Source organism: Pseudomonas sp. 7SR1, from assembly GCF_900156465.1.
In the GTDB taxonomy this organism is placed as follows: Bacteria; Pseudomonadota; Gammaproteobacteria; order Pseudomonadales; family Pseudomonadaceae; genus Aquipseudomonas.
On record NZ_LT707064.1, the window covers coordinates 951,595 to 972,297 of the forward strand.

Genomic DNA, 20,703 nt, shown 5'->3' on the forward strand with positions numbered 1-20,703 from the left:
CCCTGGAGACCTCACATGCCTGACTTCTCTGGCTTGCCGCTGGTGATCGAACCAAGCGACCTGCTTGCGCGCCTCGACGCACGCGAACTGATTCTGGTGGACCTGACCAGCGCCGCCCGCTACAGCACCGGGCACGTTCCCGGCGCGCGCTTCGTCGACCCCAAGCGTACGCAACTGGGCCAGCCGCCAGCGCCAGGCCTGTTGCCGGCCAAGGCTGACCTCGAGGCATTGTTCGGCGAGCTCGGGCACAACCCGGACGCGGTCTACGTGGTCTACGACGACGAAGGCGGCGGCTGGGCCGGGCGCTTCATCTGGTTGCTGGATGTGATCGGCCACCCGAACTACCACTACCTCGACGGCGGCCTGCTGTCATGGCTGGACGAAGGCCTACCCGTGTCCACCGAAGTACCGCCCAGCGCCGGTGGCCCGGTGCCGCTGACGCTGCGCGACGAGCCCACCGCCACTCGCGAATACCTGCAAAGCCGCCTCGGTGCCGCCGACCTGGCGATCTGGGACGCGCGCGGCCCGCTGGAATACTCCGGGGAAAAAGTCGTTGCAGCCAGGGGCGGACACATCCCCGGCGCGGTCAATTTCGAATGGACCGCCGGCATGGACCCAGCCCGCAACCTGCGTATCCGCCGGGACATGCCGCAGATTCTCGAACAGCTGGGCATCACCCCCGACAAAGAAATCATCACCCACTGCCAGACTCACCACCGCTCCGGCTTCACCTACCTGGTGGCCAAGGCGCTCGGTTACCCACGGGTCAAAGGCTATGCCGGTTCCTGGGGCGAATGGGGCAACCACCCCGATACCCCTATCGAGCTTTGAAGGTTCCAAAAAGGACAGTTAATGAAAAACCGCTTGTTCATCCTCACCCAGTACCTGTTGCCCCACCACCTGCTGTCACGGCTGGCCGGCTGCATTGCCGAATGCCGCGTACGCTGGTTCAAGAATGCATTCACCGCGTGGTTCGCCAAGCGCTACCAGGTGGACATGTCCCAGGCCCTGGTGGAAGACCTGACCGCCTATGAGCACTTCAACGCCTTCTTCACCCGCGCCTTGAAGGAAGGCGCGCGCCCACTGGACGAAACCCCAGGCGCGATCCTCAGCCCCGCCGACGGCGCCGTCAGCCAGCTCGGCCCGATCGAGCACGGCCGGGTGTTCCAGGCCAAGGGCCACAGTTTCAGTGTGCTGGAACTGCTTGGCGGCGACTCGGCCAACGCAGCGCCGTTCATGGGCGGCGATTTCGCCACCATCTACCTGTCGCCCAAGGATTACCACCGCGTGCATATGCCGCTGGCCGGTACGCTGCGGGAGATGGTCTACATTCCGGGACGGATCTTCTCGGTCAACCAGACCACCGCCGAAAACGTTCCCGAGCTGTTCGCCCGCAACGAACGCGTGGCGTGCATCTTCGACACCGAACGCGGCCCCATGGCCGTGGTACTGGTGGGCGCGATGATCGTGGCGTCCATCGAAACCGTCTGGGCCGGGCTGGTCACGCCACCCAAGCGCGAGCTCAAGACCTTCCGCTACGACGAAGCCGCCCGTGCGCCGATCCATCTGGAAAAAGGTGCCGAACTGGGCCGCTTCAAGCTGGGTTCCACCGCCATCGTCCTGTTCGGCCCGGGCCAGGTGAAGTGGGCCGAGGAACTGGTGGCCGGCTCGCCGGTACGGATGGGCCAGGGGCTGGCCTTGCCGAGGACCTGAACCATCGGTCGCCCCGTGGGAGCCGATACACTCGCTCCCACGGGCGACCTGGAATTCGATCGGAACTTCTTTCGACCACAGCTGCTATTGTTGGAGACATCCTTTTCGTTTTCAGCCGGAGTCGTCCACGGCATGAATGAGACCAGCCCTCTCCAGTTACTGCGCGTCTCGACCCCGACGCAGCCACGCCTGTCGTTCTGCGATGCCACGCCACGCGACCTCAAGCGCTGGATCGCCAACCTGCCCAAGGCCAACATCGGCGAAACCGCTCGACTGCTGTACCAGGCCATCGGCGAACTCAACCTGCTGCTCACCACCAGCGACAATCGCCTGCAGCTGCTCGAATTGCTGCGGCCCGAGGTGTACTACGTCTGCAAGCATCTGGAGCGGCATTTCCTGCACCAGGCCATTGTGCTGGACGACCGCTCACGCAAGATCGTCAACCTGTGCCAGGCCCTGCAAAGCCAGCTGGCGATGGGCTACAAACAGATCGTGGCGCGCATTTCACCAAAATTCACCAAGGACCGCGCCCGCCTGCTGAGCACCGCGCTGCAACGGGCGATGCATGCCCTCGACGGCCCGCTGATGCGCGCCACCGAGCTGTACAGCCCAGTGCCTGAAGGGTTATGGCTCGATTTGCACCAGCTGTACCGCATCGCCTGCCAGCATCGGTTGCAACATCAGAGCATCAATGACGAGCTGGCCAGCCAGGTCCAGCAACTGAGTCCGGAGCAAAGCTATGTGGTCGCCCTGCTGCTGGGCGCCTCGCGCAGCAACCAGCTGCGCCAGGGCCAGATAGCCCGGCTGGCCGAAGCGCTGGAAATCTGGAGCCAATGGATCAAGCTGGACCCGGCCACTTCCGCCACGAGCCTGTTCGCCGTCGCCCCGGGCCTGGATGTGGGGCCGCGCTATCGCTCCAAGTTCAGAGCCGAGCAACAGCCCAGCCTGCTGGGTTTCGATCCTCAGCCGCTGGTGCGCGCCATCGCCGTGCATCTGCAGCAGCCGACCGACCACACCCTGCCGGTGCCCGGTGGCATGAGCACCGACACCCTGCAGCACCTGCAGGCGGCCTGGGGCGAGGCCGTCGAACGCAGCTTCCAGCGCACCGAGGGCAACGGCACGCTGACCTTGTGCGTGGGCATGAGCGCGCTGCATTACTACCTTGGCGGCAAACGCTCCTTCAGCGAAATCCTGAAGACGCCGAATGCCCGCAAGGCGCGCTTCGAAGTTTCACAGAGCAAGCCCCACGACACCTGGAACCAGGCCTTCGACGCAGCGCCCGCTGGCGACAGTGACCTGCTGCCCTACGAGGAAATCGAATACCCGGCCAACCCGACCGACGATGAAGGCAGCGGATCGGACCACCAGCAGCATTTTCCAACCTACGACCTGCCGATCATCAATCACAGCCCTGGCGGTTATTGCCTGGGCTGGCCTAAGGAAGTACCGGAACAACTCCAGGCCGGGGAAGTGGTCGGCATCCGCGACGCCACCGATCAGGTCTGGAGCATTGCCGTGGTGCGCTGGATTCGCCAGGTGCGCAACGGCGCCATGCAAATGGGCATCGAACTGGTCGCCCCTTATGCCCAGCCTTGCGGCCTGCAACTGGTGCGTGAACAGGACCAGCAAGGTCACTACCTGCGTGGCCTGCTGCTGCCGGAGATCAGTGCCATCGACTTGCCGCCCACCATGATCGCCCCGCGCCTGCCCTTCCAGGAAGGCCAGCGCGTATTGATCAACACCAACGGTCAGGAACGCCGTGCCGGCCTGGACCGTCGGGTCACCAGCACCCACAGTTTCAACCAGTTCGCCTATCACCAGGAGGACGCAGGCCCCACCGGGAAGGACGACGCCCCCGAAGCAGACTTCGATTCATTGTGGAAGTCGCTTTGAACAGCCCACACACAACCCTTTATGGCAAGGGAATCTATCCCCTCGCCACAGGTGAACGCTTCCAAAGAATGCACCAGACTCGAATCAGAGCTGCCCGTCGCGATCCCTGAAGCCCAGCAGGTACAAGACGCCGTCCAGCCCCAGGGTCGAGATCGCCTGCCTGGCCGACTGCTTGACCAGCGGCTTGGCCCGGAACGCCACGCCCAGCCCGGCGATGGCCAGCATCGGCAGGTCGTTGGCGCCGTCGCCCACGGCGATGGTCTGCTCCAGGCGCAGGCCTTCCTTCTCAGCCAGCTCACGCAGCAGGTCGGCCTTGCGCTGGGCGTCGACGATCGGCTCGACGGCCACCCCGGTCACCTTGCCGTCCACCACGGCCAGTTCGTTGGCAAACACATAGTCGATGCCGAGCTTGGCCTGCAACTGCCTGGCGAAGTAGGTAAAGCCGCCAGACAGGATCGCAGTCTTGTAGCCCAGGCGCTTGAGTTCGGCGAACAGGGTCTCGGCGCCCTCGGTCAGGCGCAGGGAAGCGCCTATGGAATCCAGTACGCTGACATCCAGGCCTTGCAGCAACGCCAGGCGTTCCTTGAAGCTGGCGCGAAAATCCAGTTCACCGGCCATGGCCCGCTCGGTGATGGCCGATACCTTGTCGCCCACGCCAGCGGCCTTGGCCAGTTCGTCGATGACTTCGGCTTCGATCAGCGTCGAATCCATGTCGAACACGGCCAGGCGCCGGTTACGACGGAACAGCGAGTCCTCCTGGAACGCGATGTCGACGTTCAGCTCCTGGGCCACGCTGAGGAACTCGGCGCGCAGTGCCTGGGGATCGGCCGGTTCGCCCCGTACGGAAAACTCGATGCACCCCTTGCCCTTGTCGGCCGGGGTATCGAGCGGCATGCGCCCGGACAGCCGGTCGATATGGTCGATATTCAACCCGTATTTTGCGGTAATCGAGCTGACGCGCTGCAATTGCTCGGCGGTGACCTTGCGGGTCAGCAAGGTAACGATGTGACGCTTCTTGCCCTGGCCTGCCACCCAATGCTGGTAATCGGCTTCCGATACCGGCGTGAAGCGCACCTGCTGGTCAAGTTCATAGGCGGTGAAGAGGATATCCTTGAGTACCGACTTGCCTTGTTCGCTATCCGGGATTTCAACCAGGATGCCAAAGGACAGCGTGTCGTGAATCACCGCCTGACCGATGTCGAGAATGTTCACACCACCCTGGGCCAGGACGCCGGTAATGGCCGCAGTCAGACCCGGACGGTCGCTGCCAGTGATGTTTATCAGGACGATTTCGCGCAAGGCGCACCCCCGCAGGTGGAAAAAAACCGCATTCTACCCACTTTCGGTGACCATCGGGCACCGCCAGTGCTTTGCCGGTCATGGGGCTGTCGCTATACTGCGCGTCAATTTCACGGACAAAGAGCCGAGCTCAGTGAACCGGCCCACGCCAGTCAAAACCGACAATTTCTTTCTGCTGATCTTCCGTGCACTGCGCCATCGTCGCGTGCCGATTGCATTGCGCATTGCCAGCCATAACGTGATCCTGGTCGCCCTGGCGCTGGTCATCTATGCCTGTGTGATGGGCTTGCAGTTCAAGCAGGCGATGCACGAACAGGCCGACGCCCTGGGCGAGAGCCTGACCACCCAGACCGCCACGTCCGCCACCGAGCTGCTGGTGTCCAACGACATCCTCAGCCTCAATGTGCTGCTCAACAACCTGACCAAGAACAAGCTGGTGGCCCACGCCGCCATCTACAGCGTGGACAACCGCATCCTCGCCGAGGCCGGACAGCGGCCCAAGCCTGGCCTGCTGGGCGAATCCGGGGGCATGTACCAGAGCAAGATCACCTTCCAGGACGTGACCGCCGGGCAACTGCGCATCAGCCTGGACATGGACCAGTTCCAGCAGCCGATGACCATCAGCCTGCAAAGCATGGGTATCCTCAGCGCGATATTGCTGGCCCTGGCCCTAGCCTTGAGCCTGCGCCTGGGGCGGCACCTCTCCACGCCGCTGCTGCAATTGCGCGTCTGGTTGCGGGATATCGACGAACATACCCCGGCCATCCAGCGCCAGGACGAGATCGGCGACCTGGCCCGGCAGCTGCACGCCAGCTTCGCGCCGGAGCCTGAACCTGAGCCAGAACCCGAGGAAATCGACTACGCGGATGATGATGCCGAGCCCGGTTTCGAAGTCCGCAACCTGCGTGATCCCGGTTTCGACGAAACCCCGCCCATGCCTGCCGCCCGGCCCGCGCCCCGTCACGTAGTGCGCACGGTTGAAGACGACGAGGACGACGATGCCTTCGCCGACCTGCGGGACGAAACGGTGACCGGGCAAACGCAGCCGGTCGCCAGGGCTGCCGTCTCGAACCAGCCGCAGCACAGTGCCGTGCTTGCCGTGCAGCTCGGCGCCCAGGATCAATTGCGACGCCTGCCCCAGGCCCGCCTGAAGGAACTGCTGGAACGCTATCGCGATTGCCTCGACCAGGCCGCCTCGCTGTACCAGGGTGAATTGCATACCCTGAACGATGGCAGCACGCTGATGCTGTTCCACACCGAAGACAGCGGTGACGATTACCTGACCAATGCCATCTGCTGCGGCGAACTGCTGCGGGCCCTGGGCCATCAGTTGCAGATCGAAGTGGCCGACAGCGGCATTACCCTGCAATTACAACTGGGCCTGACCCTGGGCGACGGACTGTTCGGCCTGAGTCAGATTGACCTGCTGCTGACCGAAACTGCCCAGGACGCCCTGGCCTTGTCCCAACACAGCCGCAACCTGTTGCTGGTGGAGCGCAAGATCAACGACGACGCCCTGATTCGCCAGCGGGCCCGCATCCGCCCTATCGCCAGCCCTGAAGGCGCCTGCTGCGTGGAGCGACTGATGGAGCCCTATCCGTCCTTGCTGGAGCGGCAACTGGCGCGAATGCACGAGCGCCAGGCCTGATATCCAGTCGTTGAAGCGAACGCAAGCCTGCAGATGAGTGATTATCTGCAGGCTTTTTTGTTGCCATCGCCGATCGGTTGCGAGCAGGCTCGCTCCCCCACAAGATCTTCGTAGGCGGCAGAATCCGTGTTTACTCAAGGTTGAATGTGGCTTGTTCGCGAAGGAGCCAGGACAGGCGCCGACAATCCAATCGACAGAAACGACAAAGCCCGCATCAGTGCGGGCTTTGTCTTGTTTGCAGTCCAGCTATCAGAACCGGAAAACTTCCATATCCGTCCGAATCGGCAAGGCCATCGGGATCTTTGGCGACTTCTCCGGTTCAGCAGGCTTGGCCTGGGCCGGAGCGGACTTGCGCACCGGCGCTTCGACGATGGGAGGTTGGTTGGCCAACGGCTTGAGCGCCGTCGATAGCTGCTCGGCCAGGCGCTGCACCAGGATACCTTGGGCCTGGACCTGGGCCGCAGTGCTGCCCGCATGTTGCTCCTGCAGATGAACGATACGGTTTTCGCGGACCTTGCCGCGACGGTCGATCAACCGCCATTGGGCGTCGAGCACCGCCGGCTGCGATTCGCCAGAGTCCAGGCGGGTAATGGAAAGCAGCACCTGGACATCGGGGGTGAAACCCTGGGTCGCTGGCGCAAGGACCACTCGCTGGCTGTCCAGGTGACCCGCCACCTGGCGCAGCAGCAACTGATCGATGTCCGAAGAAAGGCTACCGGCCCAACGACCGTCGGTGGCGGCCTGCAAGCTACCGTCGGGTTGGCGTTGCAGCAGGGTTTCGCGTTGCAGGTAGTCAGCGATCAATACAGGGCCGAGCAACACAGCCATGCCCGTGCTTTGTGCAGGCTGGGCCGGGTTTCCACTGTCGAGTTGATACAGCGACACCGGCTGGTGAATGCTGCAGCCCGCCAGGCCAAGCAGGCCGGCGAGCCACAGAATAGGAAGGCGCAGAGCAGTCATCGTTCCGTCCAGGTGGCGGCCACAAGGCTTACCACAGTGAAAAAATACTCGGTCATTATGAAGAACGCTCGGCCACGCCGGCGCTTGAAAGGGCCTATCATCCGTGAATATCCGTTCCGACTCCAGCGCGAAAGCATCGATCTGCGGCTTTTAATCGCAGACCGAGGCCTCTGGCACGCTTAATTCAGGTTTTCGACGAGCAGTGCATCCACTCGCTGGAAACCCCTCGGAAGCTTGTTGCCCCGGCGACCGCGTTCACCCTTGTAATGCTCAAGATCGTCCGCTTTCAACGAAAGCGTACGCTTTCCAGCCTGCAGCACAAGCGTGGCACCCTCCGGTAATACTGCAATATCCGTGACAAATTCCTCACGGCTTGCAACCCGTTCGCCGGAAATGCCGATTATTTTGTTGCCTTTGCCTTTCCCCAGCTGCGGCAGATCGCTGATCTTGAAGACCAGCAAACGGCCCTCGGTAGTCACCGAGGCCAGCCAGTTGTTATCGCGATCGAAGACCGGACGCGGCGCAATGACCTTGGCGTTGTTCGGCAGGCTCAACAGCGCCTTGCCCGCCTTGTTCTTGGCTTGCAGGTCCTCACCCTTGACGACGAACCCGTAGCCGGCATCCGACGCGATAACGTACAGCCCGTTATCATCAGGCATCAGCACGCATTCAAAAGTTGCACCCGGTGGCGGCGTCAGACGACCGGTCAGCGGTTCGCCCTGGCCGCGAGCCGATGGCAGGGTATGGGCCGGCACCGAATAGCTGCGTCCCGTGGAGTCGATGAACACCGCATACTGGTTGGAACGCCCGGGCGCCAGGGCCTTGAAACCGTCGCCGGCCTTGTAGGAAAGCCCGGCGGCGTCAATATCATGACCCTTGGCGGAGCGTACCCAGCCCTTTTCCGACAGTACGACGGTCACTTTCTCATTGGGCAACAGGTCGTGTTCGCTCAACGCTTTGGCTTCGGCCCGCTCCACGATCGGGGAGCGTCGGTCGTCGCCGTAGGTTTCGGCATCCTTGAGCAATTCGGTGCGCACCAGCTTCTTGAGCTTGGCTTCGCTGCCCAGCAAGGCGAGCAGCTTGGCCTGCTCCTTGAGCAACTCGTCCTGCTCGGCCCGCAGCTTCATCTCTTCCAGCCGCGCCAATTGCCGCAGGCGGGTATCGAGGATGTAGTCGGCCTGGATTTCGCTCAGGGCGAAGCGTTCGATCAGCTTGGCCTTGGGATGCTCCTCGGTGCGGATGATGTGGATCACCTCATCCAGGTTGAGGTAGGCGATCAGCAAGCCATCCAACAGGTGGAGGCGACGCTCGACCTTGTCCAGGCGGAACTGCAGGCGCCGGCGTACCGTCTTCACGCGGAATTCGAGCCACTCCACCAGTAGCGCCCGCAGGTTCTTCAACTGCGGCTTGCCATCCAGGCCGATGATATTGATGTTGACCCGATAACTGGATTCCAGATCGGTGCTGGCGAACAGGTGCTGCATCAGCGCCTCATGATCGACCCGGCTGTTGACCGGAATGATCACGATGCGGCAAGGGTTCTCGTGGTCCGACTCGTCGCGCAGGTCCGCCACTTGCGGCGCTTTCGACGGTTTTGCCTGCATCATGGCCGCAATCTGCTCCAGGACCTTGGCCCCGGACACCTGGTGCGGCAGTGCGGTGATGATGATGTCGCCATCTTCCACGTGGTACACGGCGCGCATACGCACCGAACCACGACCGGTCTCGTAGATTTTCAGCAGGTCGGCCCGCGGCGTGATGATTTCCGCCTCGGTCGGGTAATCCGGCCCCTGGATGTGTTCGCACAGCTGCTCCACCGTGGCTTTCGGCTCGTCCAGCAGGCGCACGCACGCCGTGGCTACTTCCCGCAGGTTGTGAGGCGGTACGTCGGTGGCCATGCCCACGGCGATGCCGGTGGTGCCATTGAGCAGGATATTCGGCAAACGTGCCGGCAGCACCAACGGCTCCTCCAGGGTTCCGTCGAAGTTCGGCCCCCAGTCCGCGGTACCCTGGCCCAGTTCGCTAAGCAACACTTCAGAGTAACGCGACAGCCGCGCCTCGGTGTAACGCATGGCGGCGAAGGACTTGGGATCGTCCGGCGCACCCCAGTTGCCCTGGCCGTCCACCAGGGTGTAGCGATAGCTGAACGGCTGGGCCATCAACACCATGGCCTCGTAGCATGCCGAGTCGCCATGCGGGTGGAACTTGCCGAGCACGTCACCGACGGTACGCGCCGATTTCTTGTGCTTGGAATCGGCATCCAGCCCCAGTTCACTCATGGCATAGACGATGCGCCGCTGAACCGGCTTGAGGCCGTCGCCAATGTGCGGCAAGGCGCGGTCCATGATCACGTACATGGAGTAATTGAGGTAGGCACTTTCGGTGAAGTCAGCCAGCGATCGGCGCTCCACGCCGTCCAAGCTGTCTGCAAGAATGTCGCTCATGCGGGCCTCATCAGTTCGTTGTCTGGCACGACGACAGGCGTGTCGCCGCGCTGGGTAGATTCAATCGGGTCCAGGGCGCATCGGCCCCGTGGTTGCCCATTCATGGCGAAGCGCTCCAACCGCCATCGGGCGCGGCGAAACGCCAGATGACCGGCCGTCTTTCGCCATCGGCGCGTGGCCCATCGTTGTTGTCCAGGCCGATCCAGGCGCCTGCGGCATCCACCACCATTGCTTCGGCCAGCCCATAGGGTTGGGCGTAGCGGCGTTTATCCAGAAGTCCCTCGGCCGCGAATGACCAGCAGCGCTCCACCTTGGCGGTCTGCGGATCGCGCCGGCAGATCTGATAGGCGTTGCGTTCCAGGGTAAACAGTTTGCCGTCGAACAGTGACAGATCGGCGAAGTCCCGCGAGACCGCCTTGGCATCGGCAAACTGGGCCGGTTGCATTTGCTGCCCCGCTTCGCTCAGCAGCGCGCACTGGCCGTCGCAATCCCATACCGTTTGCTGGCGCTTGATCAGCAACAGGCCGCGGCGCTCGCGCTCGGCCGCCAGCCACAGTTGGTCACCGGCCGGGTTGACCGCAATGCCTTCGAACAGCGCATTGAAATGCAACAACATGCCGCTGGCCCGGGCCTGGCGGATCATGGTCGGGGCGATCTTCAACCAGGATGCATCGCCCGACGGCGACACCTGCAACACGGCGGCATGGGACTCGCTGACCACATAGCGGTTGCCTGCGCTGTCGCAGGTAATGCCTTCGAAATCCAGCTCGCCACCACGCAGGAACGAAGCGGCCCAGGTCCGCGAACGCAAACCCCAGGGCAAGTCGCTTTCAGGCACCGGCGGTACCTCGATGGTCGAGACAAGGGCTTGCCAGACCGCCGCATCGGAGGTGTCCAGGCGATAGAGGCGATCATCATCGCGATCGGACACCGCCCACATTTCGCGGCCACACAGGGCCAGCCCGGACAGATTGCCGCCCCGCATGCCATCGACGACGTGCTCCGACAGCATTTTCAGTTCCGTTGCCGGCCCGGCGACGACGCTTCCCACCCATAGCAACAGCGCCAGGGCGAACCCGTTGCGCATCAGGCCAGCACCTCGGCCAGGTCGCCCTTGGACTCCAGCCAGGTCTTGCGGTCGCCGGCACGTTTTTTCGCCAGCAGCATGTCCATGATCTCCGTCGTCGCCTCGAAGTCATCCAGGGTCAACTGCACCAGGCGGCGCGTATTCGGGTCCATGGTGGTTTCGCGCAGTTGCGGCGGGTTCATCTCACCCAGCCCCTTGAATCGCGTGACCTGCGGCTTGCCGCGCTTCTTCTCGGCCACCAGGCGATCGAGAATGCCATCGCGTTCGGCTTCGTCCAGGGCGTAGTAGATATCCTTGCCCAGGTCGATACGGTACAGCGGCGGCATCGCCACATAGACGTGACCGGCATCCACCAGCGGGCGGAAATGCTGGACAAACAGCGCGCACAGCAGCGTGGCGATGTGCAGCCCGTCGGAGTCGGCGTCGGCGAGGATGCAGATCTTGCCGTAGCGCAGTTGGCTCATGTCCTCGGCGCCCGGATCGACGCCAATGGCCACCGCGATATTGTGCACTTCCTGGCTGGCCAGCACTTCGCTGCCGTCCACTTCCCAGGTGTTGAGGATCTTGCCCCGCAACGGCAGGATGGCCTGGAATTCCTTGTCCCGGGCCTGCTTGGCCGAGCCGCCGGCGGAATCACCTTCCACCAGGAACAGCTCGGAACGCATGGGATCCTGTCCGGCGCAATCGGCCAGCTTGCCCGGCAATGCCGGCCCCTGGGTGATGCGCTTGCGTTCGACCTTCTTGCTGGCCTTGAGACGACGACCGGCGTTGTTGATCGCCAGCTCGGCCAGCAACAGGCCGGTTTCCGGGTTGGCATTGAGCCACAGGCTGAAGGCGTCCTTCACCACACCGGACACGAACGCGGCCGCCTCGCGGGAGGACAGGCGTTCCTTGGTCTGGCCGGAGAACTGCGGCTCCTGCATCTTCATCGACAGGACGAATGCAATGCGCTCCCAGACGTCTTCCGGCGCCAGCTTCACGCCACGGGGCAGCAGGTTGCGGAACTCGCAGAACTCGCGCATGGCATCCAACAGGCCCTGGCGCAAGCCATTGACGTGGGTACCGCCCTGGGCGGTGGGGATCAGGTTGACGTAGCTTTCCTGGACGCTTTCGCCGCCCTCGGGCAACCACAGCAATGCCCAGTCCACGGCTTCCTTGTTGCCGGCCAGGCTGCCGCAGAACGGCTCATCGGGCAGGCGCTCGAAACCACTGACCGCGTCCACCAGATAGGAACGCAGGCCATCCTCGTAATGCCACTCGACCTTTTCACCCGTGGCCTTGTCCTCGAAGCTGACCAGCAGCCCCGGACACAACACGGCCTTGGCCTTGAGCACATGCTTGAGGCGGGTGACGGAGAACTTGGGCGAATCGAAATACTTGGGATCCGGCGCGAAATACACGCTGGTCCCGGTGTTGCGCTTGCCGACGGTGCCGACCACTTCCAGCTCGGTGGCCTTGTAGCCATCGGCAAAGGTCATCTGGTATTCGTTGCCGTCACGCTTGACCCGTACCCGGACCTGGGTCGACAAGGCGTTGACCACGGAAATACCCACCCCGTGCAAACCGCCGGAGAACTGGTAGTTCTTGTTGGAGAACTTGCCGCCTGCGTGGAGCTTGGTGAGGATCAGCTCGACGCCCGACACGCCTTCTTCCGGGTGGATATCCACCGGCATGCCACGACCGTCGTCGCTGACTTCCAGCGAATGGTCGGCATGCAGGATGACCTGCACCGACTTCGCATGCCCCGCCAGGGCTTCGTCGACACTGTTGTCGATGACTTCCTGGGCGAGGTGGTTCGGCCGACTGGTGTCGGTGTACATGCCGGGGCGCTTGCGCACCGGGTCGAGGCCCGAGAGGACTTCGATGGCGTCTGCGTTATAGGAGCTAGCGCTGGGAGTGGCCATGGGGTCTCGTCGTCAGTGTTCAAATAAAAAGGGGCGATGGCTTACAGCGACGTGAAGTCGATCGCCTGGTACAGATCGGCGCCAATTCCGGCAAAACTCAACAACGCCGGCAATCGTTGGGCAAATCCCTGGAAACTGTGATCGCCACCGGCCTGGATGCGCAGGGCACAGGCGCGGTAGTACTGCTGGGCGTGGCGATAATCCAGCGTTTCGTCACCGGTTTGCAACCATATCTGAAACCGCTGCGGATCCCGGGGCGCCGGCACTTCCAGCTCGGCCAGGGCCGTGACGTGGTCGTGGGTCAACTCCCAGGTTTCGTCGGTGTACAGATTCCTCTGCGTGCCCAGGTAGCCATCGAACATCCGATGGGGGCTGACGGCAGGGTTGATCAACAGCGCCTTGAGGCCGTGGCGTTCGGCCAAGTGAGTCGCATAGTAGCCGCCGAGCGAGCTGCCGACCAGCAGCGGACGGCCCAGTTGTGCGATCGCCTGTTCCAGCTGGGCCATGGCTTCGCGGGGGTGGTGATGCAGTGCCGGCACTTGCAGTCGGTCGGCCAGGCCCAGGCGGGGCATCACATCGATGAGCTGGCGGGCCTTGGTCGAGGCTGGCGCGCTGTTGAAGCCGTGGATGTAGAGGATCGAGGCCGACATGCCAATTTCCTGTGTGTGGGGGCAAAGGCCGGAGTTTACAGGGAGATTGGAGTGGTTTGGGGGGATTTGGCCTTATCGCCGCCCCATCTCTGCTGGCGGTGCTGCGATTCTGTTGGGAGGGCTAGCTTGCTCGCGATGGCGGCCTGACTTGCTGTGTATTTTTTGACCGAGTACATATCCATTGCTGCGGTAACGGCCGCTTAGGGTTCCGCCCTTACGGCGGGTCACTTTTGAAAAGGCGCCAAAAGTAACCAAAAGCGCCTCGCCCCACCACTGGGCACCTCGCCAAGGCGAGGTGTTCCCGAACGCAGGCATTGCTCCGTGGGCCCGCCGCGAAGGGCCATCCATGGCCCAGCGCGGCTATCCCGGCATCCATGCCGGGATACCCACTACGCAACGCCTGCGTTCGGCCCTTGTGGTTTAACGGGGCGCTCAAGATCAAAAGCCAAAGCCAGAGCAAGAGCAAGAGCAAGAGCAAGAGCAAGAGCAAGAGGTTGCCTGGCCTATCGGGGATCAACGACGTCCAGCGCTCGGTTTGCCAGCAGCTCAGAGAGTTCGACCATCTGCTGGACGCCGAAGGCTATATGCCGGTTGGAGCCTTCCAGGTTGAAGGCCAGGTCGCTGAGCATCGCATTGGCCGAGGCCAGGGTTTCGCTGAGGTTGGCCAGGAGGGTTTCGCTGTCCAGATCTTCGACGACGGTGAATAGCTGACCGGGTAATGGTTTCTTTTTAGCCTGGGGTTCTGGGGCGAGGTAGAAGTTGAGAGCGCGTTCGGCGGCTTCGTCGAGTTTTTTGGCATCGAGGCCGGCGTGAGCCGAGGTGGGATCGGTTTCGGGGGGATTGGGGGTTACTTTGAACATGATGAGGCTCCCTTATGTAGTGGAGCCGCCATTTCCCGTTTCCAGGCGAGAGGGTGGCAGCTATGCGCGGGCTGGAAAACCGGAGTGCGGAGCAAACCCGGCAGACTCGAAAGTCTCCCGCGCACAGCCGCCATGAAGCAGAACTGCACACGCAAAAAAGCGATGCAGTATCTCATGTGGCGCGCTGTTGCATCCTCACTTATCGGGTTTCCAGGCCCGGTCGCTGAATTGCAGCGACCGAAAAAGGTTAGCGAGTCCCCTTCCCACCCGGCAACCGCCAGAGATCGTCGGAAAAATCTGCCTGAATGTCCGACCTTTCCCACAGATTTAGGGTCGACTGTAAAGCCGCCATCGCGAGCAAGCTCGCTCCCACAGTTGGATTGGGTATGGCCAGAGAAACTGGTCGGCCGTCAGGCCGACTCGCTTTGGCTTTGGCTTTGGCTTTGGCTTTTGATCTTAGACGCCCCATTAACCACAAGGGCCGAGCGCAGGCGTTGCGTAGTGGGCATCCCGGCATGGATGCCGGGATAGCCGCGCTGGGCCATGGATGGCCCTTCGCGGCGGGCCCACGGAGCAATGCCTGCGCTCGGGAACACCTCGCCTTGGCGAGGTGCCCAGTGGTGGGGCAAAGACCTTTTGGTTACTTTTGGGGCGTTTGCCAAAAGTAACCCGCCGTAAGGGCGGAACCGTAAGTGGCCGTTACCGCAACAATGGATATGTACCCAGTCAACAGTTCAATACCCCTGAGCCCCATAATCAACCACAAACTCAAACCCAACCACCCGCTCAACCCCCGTCTCCAACCGCCCATCCGGCCAAAGCCGCAACCACCGATACCCGGGCGCCTGCTCACCGACGGCAAAATCCTCACTCCCCGGCTCGAACTGAATGCAAGTCGAAGGCGAAGCCAACAACCGCACCCCATTGCGCTCCCGGTCGATCTCCTGGTGCACATGCCCCCAAAGCACTGCCCGCACCTGAGGAAACCGATCCAGCACCGCAAACAGCGCCTCGGGATTGCGCAACCCGATAGGCTCCATCCACGGGCAGCCAATCGACACCGGATGATGATGCAGGCACACCAGGTGATGGCGCTCCGGCGCTTCGCTCAAGGCATTGGCCAGCAGGATCAATTGTTCTTCTGCCAGGAAGCCAGGCACCGAGCCCGGCACCGCGGAGTCCAGCATCGTGATTCGCCAGTTGCCGATATCCACCACCGGATCGAGCAAAGTGCTCTGCACCGCCGCCTGGAGCATGACCTGCGGTTCGTCATGGTTACCCGGGATCCAGCGCGCCGGGGCATCGATTCGCCCGCTCAGGCGCCGGAATGCCTCGTAGGATTGCAGTGTCCCGTCCTGGGACAGGTCGCCCGTGGCAAGCATCAGGTCGACGTCCGGCTGCTGCCTGAGTACCAGGTCAATCACCGCTTGCAGGCTGTCACGGGTGTTCATGCCCAACAGGAGGCCGTCAGACTCGGCGAACAGGTGACTGTCGGACAGCTGGACCAGCAACGCCGCATCGGCGGTGGTCAAGGTGGATACGCTCGGCAAATCGCTCGCTCCCAGGCGCGATGACGCCATTGGCTGAAGTCGCAATTATGCTGGGGATGATCGAAAGGGGAAACCCGCGAACCGGAACCGGTTCACACTAGCGAACGACTTCGAACTCGTGCCCCAGCGCCAGGCAATGACTCAGCCACTCTCCCAGGAACAGGTTCAACTGGGCTTTCTCGTCCGGCTGGTGCATTGAGGCATTGGGATAAGGATAGATGCCACGGAAGCGTCTTGCATGTTCGGCGCTGACGACTTCGGCCATGCGGGCATCGTGGTAGACCTGGACTTCCAGCTGCGGCACCGGCAGCCAGGGCAGGCTGTGCTCCTGGCGCACTTGCAGCGTGGTGGTATAGGGGCAGGTCTGCAGCACTTCGAGGGCCAGCACGCCGAGCATCTGGTCGCCATGGGTCACGGCGATGCGGCGCGGCGCCGGATCGTTGCGCATGTCCGGCAACAAGCGCATCAGGCGGGCATAGTTGGCCTCACAGGCCGCCTGCAAGCCCACCAGATCGACGCGATAGCGATCGCGTAGCTTGTTCAGGACCATAGCCCCCTCACTTCATCGCGGTTCAAGGCCAGCCACTGCAAGGCAATGATGCTGGCCGCGTTGCAGATACGTCCGTCGCGCACCGCCTGCAAGGCATCTTCGTAAGCCCAGACCTTCACACGAATGTCTTCGGCCTCTTCCACAAGCCCGTGCAGGCCGCCTGCCCCCGTGCTGTCGCAACGCCCCAGGTAGAGATGCACGAATTCATTGCTGCCGCCCGGCGATGGGAAATACTTGGTCATCGGCCACAGCGCGGCGAATACGAGCCCAGCTTCCTCCTGCGCTTCGCGATGAGCAACTTCTTCCGGTTGTTCGTCCTTGTCGATCAGGCCGGCCACCAGTTCCACCAGCCACGGGTTGACCGTCTTGCCCATGGCGCCCACGCGAAACTGCTCGATGAGCACCACTTCGTCGCGCTGCGGGTCATAGGGCAACACGCACACCGCGTCATGGCGCACGAACAGCTCACGACTGATTTCACGGCTCATGCCCCCAGCGAACAGCTCATGGCGCAGGTGAACGCGATCGAGCTTGTAGAAACCCTGGAAGCAGCTTTCGCGCTTGACGATGTCCACGGCGGTCGGTGTGGCGTTGGCGAAATCAGTCATGACAGTCCTCGTATGGAGCAGATCGATGCGAGGTTCCAACCTCGACTTCGCGCCATCCTAACGCGCCCGTACCGTTTGATGCAGCCCCTTTCCACTGATCGGGATAGACGGCAGGGGATGAAAGAATTCTAATGAGTTTAGTGGCGAACTGATTGCCCCGCAGACAGTCGAAGCGGGGAGCTTTTCGCCTTTCCCTGTTTCATGAAGGACACCCATGTCGCTTTTCAAAACCGTTTCAGTGGCCCTCGTCGCCCTGACCCTGGGCGCTTGCCAAAGCCTGTTCCAGCCCAATTACCGCGCACCGCTGGAAACCACCCGCGATGCCTCGGAACAGTTGCAACCCGGTTGTGCCAGTGCCGACTGCCCCTTGGTGAACATCGACACCCTGCATTTTCCCGCCGAGCCGGCACTGGACGGCATCGTCGAAAAACGCTTGCTGCAAATGACCCGCACCGCACCCGACGCCCCGGTGGCGCCGACATTGGCCGCCTACCGCGACCAGTTCCTGCGCAGCGCCGCCCCTGGCAGCAGCAGTTATCTGCAGGCCAAGGTACGGGAGCAACATGACGGCCTGGTGATCATCGAACTGTCCAGCTACCTGGATACCGGCGGTGAACACGGGACACCCGGACGCGGCTTCATCAACTATTCGCGCCAGCAGAACAAGGTGCTGACCCTGTCCGACATGCTGCTGCCGGGCCAGGAGGACGCCTTCTGGAAAGCTGTCCAGGTCGCCCATAACAGTTGGTTGATCAGCACCAAGCTGGATCAGGAGCCGGAATTCATCAAGCAGTGGCCCTTCAAGAAAACCCCGAACGTGGCGCTGACCTACGGCGGGGTGATCCTCAAGTACGAAACGAGCACCATCGCGCCCTACGCCCTGGGCCACATCGAACTGAAGATCCCCTACCCGCGCCTCAACGGCATTCTCAAGCCCGAGCTGTTTCCCGGCCGTAGCTGAACGCCCGGCCCAGCATCAGTTGCAGCGCCCCTGCCACGATCAGCGATGGCAGGGTCGCGCCGAAATCCGGGTAGAAGTGGGCGAGCACATGATAGGTGCTCACCCCGCCCAGCCACGCCAACAACGCCGGCCAGCGCAATGCGGCCGACATTACCTGGCTGCTGCGCCTGCGCAGGATGAAATGATCCACCAGCACCACGCCGAACAGCGGCGCGAACACCGAGCCGATCAGCAGCAGGAAGTTCTGGTACTGCGCCAAGGGCGCGAAGCAGGCGATCAATGTGCAGATGACACCGATGGCCAAGGCCAGGTGCTCGACCTTCAACCCCGACAACATGCCACTGGAAACCGCGGCCGAGTGAATATCGGCGAAAGCGTTTTCCGACTCGTCCAGCAGGATCAACAGCAGCGGGATGCCCAATCCGGCGCCTGCCAGGGCCAATAGCAATGCATTGACTTCGCCGCTCGGCGCAAAGGCCAGGGTGTAGGCCACGCCCAGGCTCATCAGCCAGCAGTTACCCATGAAAAACCCCAGGGCGGTGCCGCCGAAGACGTTCCTGGCGCACTTGCCGAAACGTGAGTAGTCGGCGATCAGCGGCAGCCACGACAACGGTATGGCGATCGCGATGTCGAATCCCACCGCCAGCGGCATCGAGCCGTCGCCCGCCTGGGCCCACAGCGCCGCCAGGTCAGCCTTGGCGAACAGGTTCCAGGTCAGCCACAGGCAAGCCCCCAGCAGCAGCCAGATGCCCCATTTGCGCAGCACCTTGCGCACGAATGTCAGCGGTCCGCTCACCGCAAGCAAGGTCGCCAGGGCGCCGAAGAACAATGTCCACAGCAAAGGGCTCGCACCCAGGCTGCCCTCGCTGAAGGCCCGTGCGCCAAGCAGGCTGGCCGCATCGCGCATGACGATGATTTCGAACGAGCCCCAGCCAATCAGTTGCAACAGGTTCAACACCGCCGGCACGCTCGCGCCCCTGCCACCCAGGCTGAGCCTGAGCGCCGCCATGGCCGACAGGCCGGTGTCGCTGCCGATCACGCCAACGGCCGCCAATAGCAGGACACCCACCAATGTGCCGAGGAAAATCGCCAGCAACGAACCGCTCAGCCCAAGGCCCGGCGCGAGCAAGGCACCGACCTGCAAGACCATCAGGCCGATGCCGAGGGAGAACCACAGGGAAAACAGGTCGCGGGCGCCGAAGACACGTTTGTCCAGGGGGACTGCGGTATCCGGGGAGTAGGTGCTGGGTTGGATGTTCACGAGTGTTATCTCAGAGGAGTATTTGTTGTTTTGGGGCCGCTATCGCGAGCAAGCTCGCTCCCACAAGGGATCACAGGCGCACACAGACTTTGTGTTCACAGCAGATCCCCTGTGGGAGCGAGTTTGAACTGGTCAAGTAATCTTGGACACCAGTTAAGGCTTACGCCGCCAGCCGTTCTTTGGCGACCGGTGACCGATAGTCGTTGTAGCTATGAGGCCTGACGGTGTTGTAGCGCGATACATAGCGCTGCACATCCGCTCGGGCTTCATGCTCGGATTCGTAGCCTGTTTCGGGTACCCACTCTGATTTCAGACTTCCAAAGAAACGCTCCATTGGGGCGTTGTCCCAGCATTCGCCTTTACGACTCATGCTCTGCTGTAGCCCGTGTTCCATCAGTACATTCCTGAATTTATGGCTGGTGTACTGGCAACCCTGGTCGGAGTGAAACAGCACGTTTGCAGGGCGACGGCGCACTTCAACCGCCATTCGTAGAGCTTCGCAGGTCAACGTGGCATCGGAGATCATCGAAAACGCCCAACCCACCACCCGGCGAGCATACAAATCCAGAACCGCCGCGAAGTACAGCCATCGCTTGCCCACCTTGATGTACGTCACGTCTCCACACCACACCTGATTAACCGCCGTCACATCAAACTTGCGCTTGAGTATGTGTGGCGCCACCAGCGCTTCCACCCCTGGTGACTTGTACTTATGACGCCTGCGCTGACGACTGACAATGCCTGCCTCTCGCATCAAACTGCGAGCCATAAACCGCCCGACACTGTGTCCGCTGGCTTGCAACTGCTTGGCCAAGGTGCGGGCCCCCGCCGACTCTCTCGACGCCTTGTGATGCTTGACCAGCACGGCCTTGAGCTTTTCTCGCCGAGGATTCACTTTGTCTTGGCGCTGACGCCAGGCGTAAAAGCTGCTGCGGTTGATGCCAAGCACCCGACAGCACTCATTGACGCCGTATTGCTCGCCCAGCTCACAGATCAACGAGAGTGATCTTTGGCGTCCAAAAGCAGGAGAGCACTGGCCTTTTTTAGGATTTCGATATCCCGATCCTTTTGCCGCAGCAACGCTTTGAGCTCCTGGATCTCACGTTGATCGGCGGTAATCGCTTTGGCCCCTGCCGGCGTTGAACCTTGGCGTTCCTGACGAACCTGATCGACCCAACGGCGCAAGGCTGTAGGGCCAATATCCAAACCGACACAGACCTCAGGTACCGATTGCCCCTCGTCCAGCACCATGCTGGCGGCCTTGAGTTTGAACTCTCTCGAATAGGATTTACGCATAGCCAAACACCTCAGATTT

The 20,703-nt window shown here is 62.2% G+C and carries 18 protein-coding genes; 5 read left to right on the forward strand and 13 right to left on the reverse strand.

What is annotated here, in order from left to right:
- Positions 1-15: 15 nt before the first annotated feature.
- The 3 genes from BW992_RS04465 to BW992_RS04475 all read left to right on the forward strand — a co-directional run bounded on the left by BW992_RS04465 (position 16) and on the right by BW992_RS04475 (position 3,606).
- Complete coding sequence (locus BW992_RS04465; protein WP_072398515.1) at positions 16-831, forward strand: rhodanese-like domain-containing protein; 816 nt, start codon at positions 16-18, stop codon at positions 829-831.
- 21 nt (positions 832-852) lie between these two features.
- Entirely contained in the window at positions 853-1,713 is an 861-nt protein-coding gene (asd, locus tag BW992_RS04470) for an archaetidylserine decarboxylase (RefSeq protein WP_072398516.1), read from the forward strand.
- 132 nt (positions 1,714-1,845) lie between these two features.
- Positions 1,846-3,606: a molecular chaperone gene (locus BW992_RS04475; RefSeq protein ID WP_076405673.1), complete on the forward strand. Its 1,761-nt coding sequence runs from the start codon at positions 1,846-1,848 to the stop codon at positions 3,604-3,606.
- 84 nt (positions 3,607-3,690) lie between these two features.
- Here BW992_RS04475 and serB read toward each other — a convergent pair whose 3' ends face one another.
- The gene (gene serB, locus BW992_RS04480) at positions 3,691-4,905 is read right to left on the reverse strand and encodes a phosphoserine phosphatase SerB (protein ID WP_072398518.1); all 1,215 of its coding nucleotides are present in this window, start codon (positions 4,903-4,905) and stop codon (positions 3,691-3,693) included.
- A 133-nt stretch (positions 4,906-5,038) separates the two neighbouring features.
- On the opposite strand from serB, the gene BW992_RS04485 reads away from it, so the two are divergent.
- Positions 5,039-6,553: an AhpA/YtjB family protein gene (locus BW992_RS04485; protein ID WP_076405676.1), complete on the forward strand. Its 1,515-nt coding sequence runs from the start codon at positions 5,039-5,041 to the stop codon at positions 6,551-6,553.
- 249 nt (positions 6,554-6,802) lie between these two features.
- Here the strand turns inward: BW992_RS04485 and BW992_RS04490 are convergent, their stop codons facing one another.
- From BW992_RS04490 to BW992_RS04530, 9 genes are all read right to left on the reverse strand, one after another.
- Positions 6,803-7,513 carry a PqiC family protein gene (locus tag BW992_RS04490; RefSeq protein ID WP_072398520.1) on the reverse strand — a complete coding sequence of 237 codons (711 nt, stop codon included), beginning with the start codon at positions 7,511-7,513 and terminating at the stop codon, positions 6,803-6,805.
- A 179-nt stretch (positions 7,514-7,692) separates the two neighbouring features.
- On the reverse strand, positions 7,693-9,957 hold the full coding sequence (gene parC, locus BW992_RS04495; RefSeq protein WP_072398521.1) for a DNA topoisomerase IV subunit A: 2,265 nt from the start codon (positions 9,955-9,957) through the stop codon (positions 7,693-7,695).
- 100 nt (positions 9,958-10,057) lie between these two features.
- Entirely contained in the window at positions 10,058-11,044 is a 987-nt protein-coding gene (locus BW992_RS04500; RefSeq protein ID WP_076405678.1) for an esterase-like activity of phytase family protein, read from the reverse strand.
- The gene (gene parE, locus BW992_RS04505; RefSeq protein WP_072398523.1) at positions 11,044-12,948 is read right to left on the reverse strand and encodes a DNA topoisomerase IV subunit B; all 1,905 of its coding nucleotides are present in this window, start codon (positions 12,946-12,948) and stop codon (positions 11,044-11,046) included. Before parE ends, BW992_RS04500 begins: the two co-directional genes overlap by 1 nt.
- A gap of 41 nt (positions 12,949-12,989) precedes the next feature.
- A complete protein-coding gene (locus BW992_RS04510) occupies positions 12,990-13,598 on the reverse strand; it encodes a YqiA/YcfP family alpha/beta fold hydrolase (protein WP_076405680.1) in 609 nt (202 codons plus the stop codon).
- A gap of 503 nt (positions 13,599-14,101) precedes the next feature.
- A complete protein-coding gene (locus tag BW992_RS04515) occupies positions 14,102-14,458 on the reverse strand; it encodes a DUF6124 family protein (protein WP_072398525.1) in 357 nt (118 codons plus the stop codon).
- A 734-nt stretch (positions 14,459-15,192) separates the two neighbouring features.
- Positions 15,193-16,008, reverse strand: a complete 816-nt coding sequence (cpdA, locus tag BW992_RS04520) for a 3',5'-cyclic-AMP phosphodiesterase (protein WP_072398575.1) — start codon at positions 16,006-16,008, stop codon at positions 15,193-15,195.
- A 97-nt stretch (positions 16,009-16,105) separates the two neighbouring features.
- Positions 16,106-16,558 (reverse strand): DUF1249 domain-containing protein, encoded by a 453-nt coding sequence (locus BW992_RS04525; RefSeq protein ID WP_003186471.1) that lies wholly within the window; start codon positions 16,556-16,558, stop codon positions 16,106-16,108.
- The gene (locus tag BW992_RS04530) at positions 16,549-17,166 is read right to left on the reverse strand and encodes an NUDIX domain-containing protein (RefSeq protein ID WP_072398526.1); all 618 of its coding nucleotides are present in this window, start codon (positions 17,164-17,166) and stop codon (positions 16,549-16,551) included. Before BW992_RS04530 ends, BW992_RS04525 begins: the two co-directional genes overlap by 10 nt.
- Before the next feature lie 214 nt (positions 17,167-17,380).
- Here BW992_RS04530 and BW992_RS04535 point away from each other — a divergent pair, with 214 nt between their 5' ends.
- A complete protein-coding gene (locus BW992_RS04535; RefSeq protein ID WP_072398527.1) occupies positions 17,381-18,127 on the forward strand; it encodes an RsiV family protein in 747 nt (248 codons plus the stop codon).
- On the opposite strand, the gene cytX is transcribed toward BW992_RS04535, so the two are convergent.
- The 3 genes from cytX to BW992_RS27155 form a co-directional block, all read right to left on the reverse strand.
- Positions 18,096-19,388 (reverse strand): putative hydroxymethylpyrimidine transporter CytX, encoded by a 1,293-nt coding sequence (gene cytX / locus BW992_RS04540; RefSeq protein ID WP_076405682.1) that lies wholly within the window; start codon positions 19,386-19,388, stop codon positions 18,096-18,098. The genes BW992_RS04535 and cytX overlap by 32 nt on opposite strands.
- 160 nt (positions 19,389-19,548) lie before the next feature.
- Positions 19,549-20,385, reverse strand: a complete 837-nt coding sequence (locus BW992_RS04545) for an IS3 family transposase (protein WP_072430581.1) — start codon at positions 20,383-20,385, stop codon at positions 19,549-19,551.
- Positions 20,382-20,684 (reverse strand): IS3 family transposase, encoded by a 303-nt coding sequence (locus BW992_RS27155; protein WP_072430580.1) that lies wholly within the window; start codon positions 20,682-20,684, stop codon positions 20,382-20,384. The genes BW992_RS04545 and BW992_RS27155 overlap by 4 nt, the downstream gene beginning before the upstream one ends.
- Positions 20,685-20,703: the final 19 nt, after the last annotated feature.

Coding starts and splice junctions, on each gene's coding strand:
- asd (WP_072398516.1), top strand. CDS start 853: ATGAAAAACCGCTTGTTCATCCTCACCCAGTACCTGTTGCCCCACCAC.
- BW992_RS04465 (WP_072398515.1), top strand. CDS start 16: ATGCCTGACTTCTCTGGCTTGCCGCTGGTGATCGAACCAAGCGACCTG.
- BW992_RS04535 (WP_072398527.1), top strand. CDS start 17,381: ATGTCGCTTTTCAAAACCGTTTCAGTGGCCCTCGTCGCCCTGACCCTG.
- parC (WP_072398521.1), bottom strand. CDS start 9,957: ATGAGCGACATTCTTGCAGACAGCTTGGACGGCGTGGAGCGCCGATCG.
- parE (WP_072398523.1), bottom strand. CDS start 12,948: ATGGCCACTCCCAGCGCTAGCTCCTATAACGCAGACGCCATCGAAGTC.
- BW992_RS27155 (WP_072430580.1), bottom strand. CDS start 20,684: ATGCGTAAATCCTATTCGAGAGAGTTCAAACTCAAGGCCGCCAGCATG.
- BW992_RS04530 (WP_072398526.1), bottom strand. CDS start 17,166: ATGACTGATTTCGCCAACGCCACACCGACCGCCGTGGACATCGTCAAG.
- BW992_RS04490 (WP_072398520.1), bottom strand. CDS start 7,513: ATGACTGCTCTGCGCCTTCCTATTCTGTGGCTCGCCGGCCTGCTTGGC.
- BW992_RS04525 (WP_003186471.1), bottom strand. CDS start 16,558: ATGGTCCTGAACAAGCTACGCGATCGCTATCGCGTCGATCTGGTGGGC.
- BW992_RS04475 (WP_076405673.1), top strand. CDS start 1,846: ATGAATGAGACCAGCCCTCTCCAGTTACTGCGCGTCTCGACCCCGACG.
- BW992_RS04515 (WP_072398525.1), bottom strand. CDS start 14,458: ATGTTCAAAGTAACCCCCAATCCCCCCGAAACCGATCCCACCTCGGCT.
- BW992_RS04500 (WP_076405678.1), bottom strand. CDS start 11,044: ATGCGCAACGGGTTCGCCCTGGCGCTGTTGCTATGGGTGGGAAGCGTC.
- BW992_RS04510 (WP_076405680.1), bottom strand. CDS start 13,598: ATGTCGGCCTCGATCCTCTACATCCACGGCTTCAACAGCGCGCCAGCC.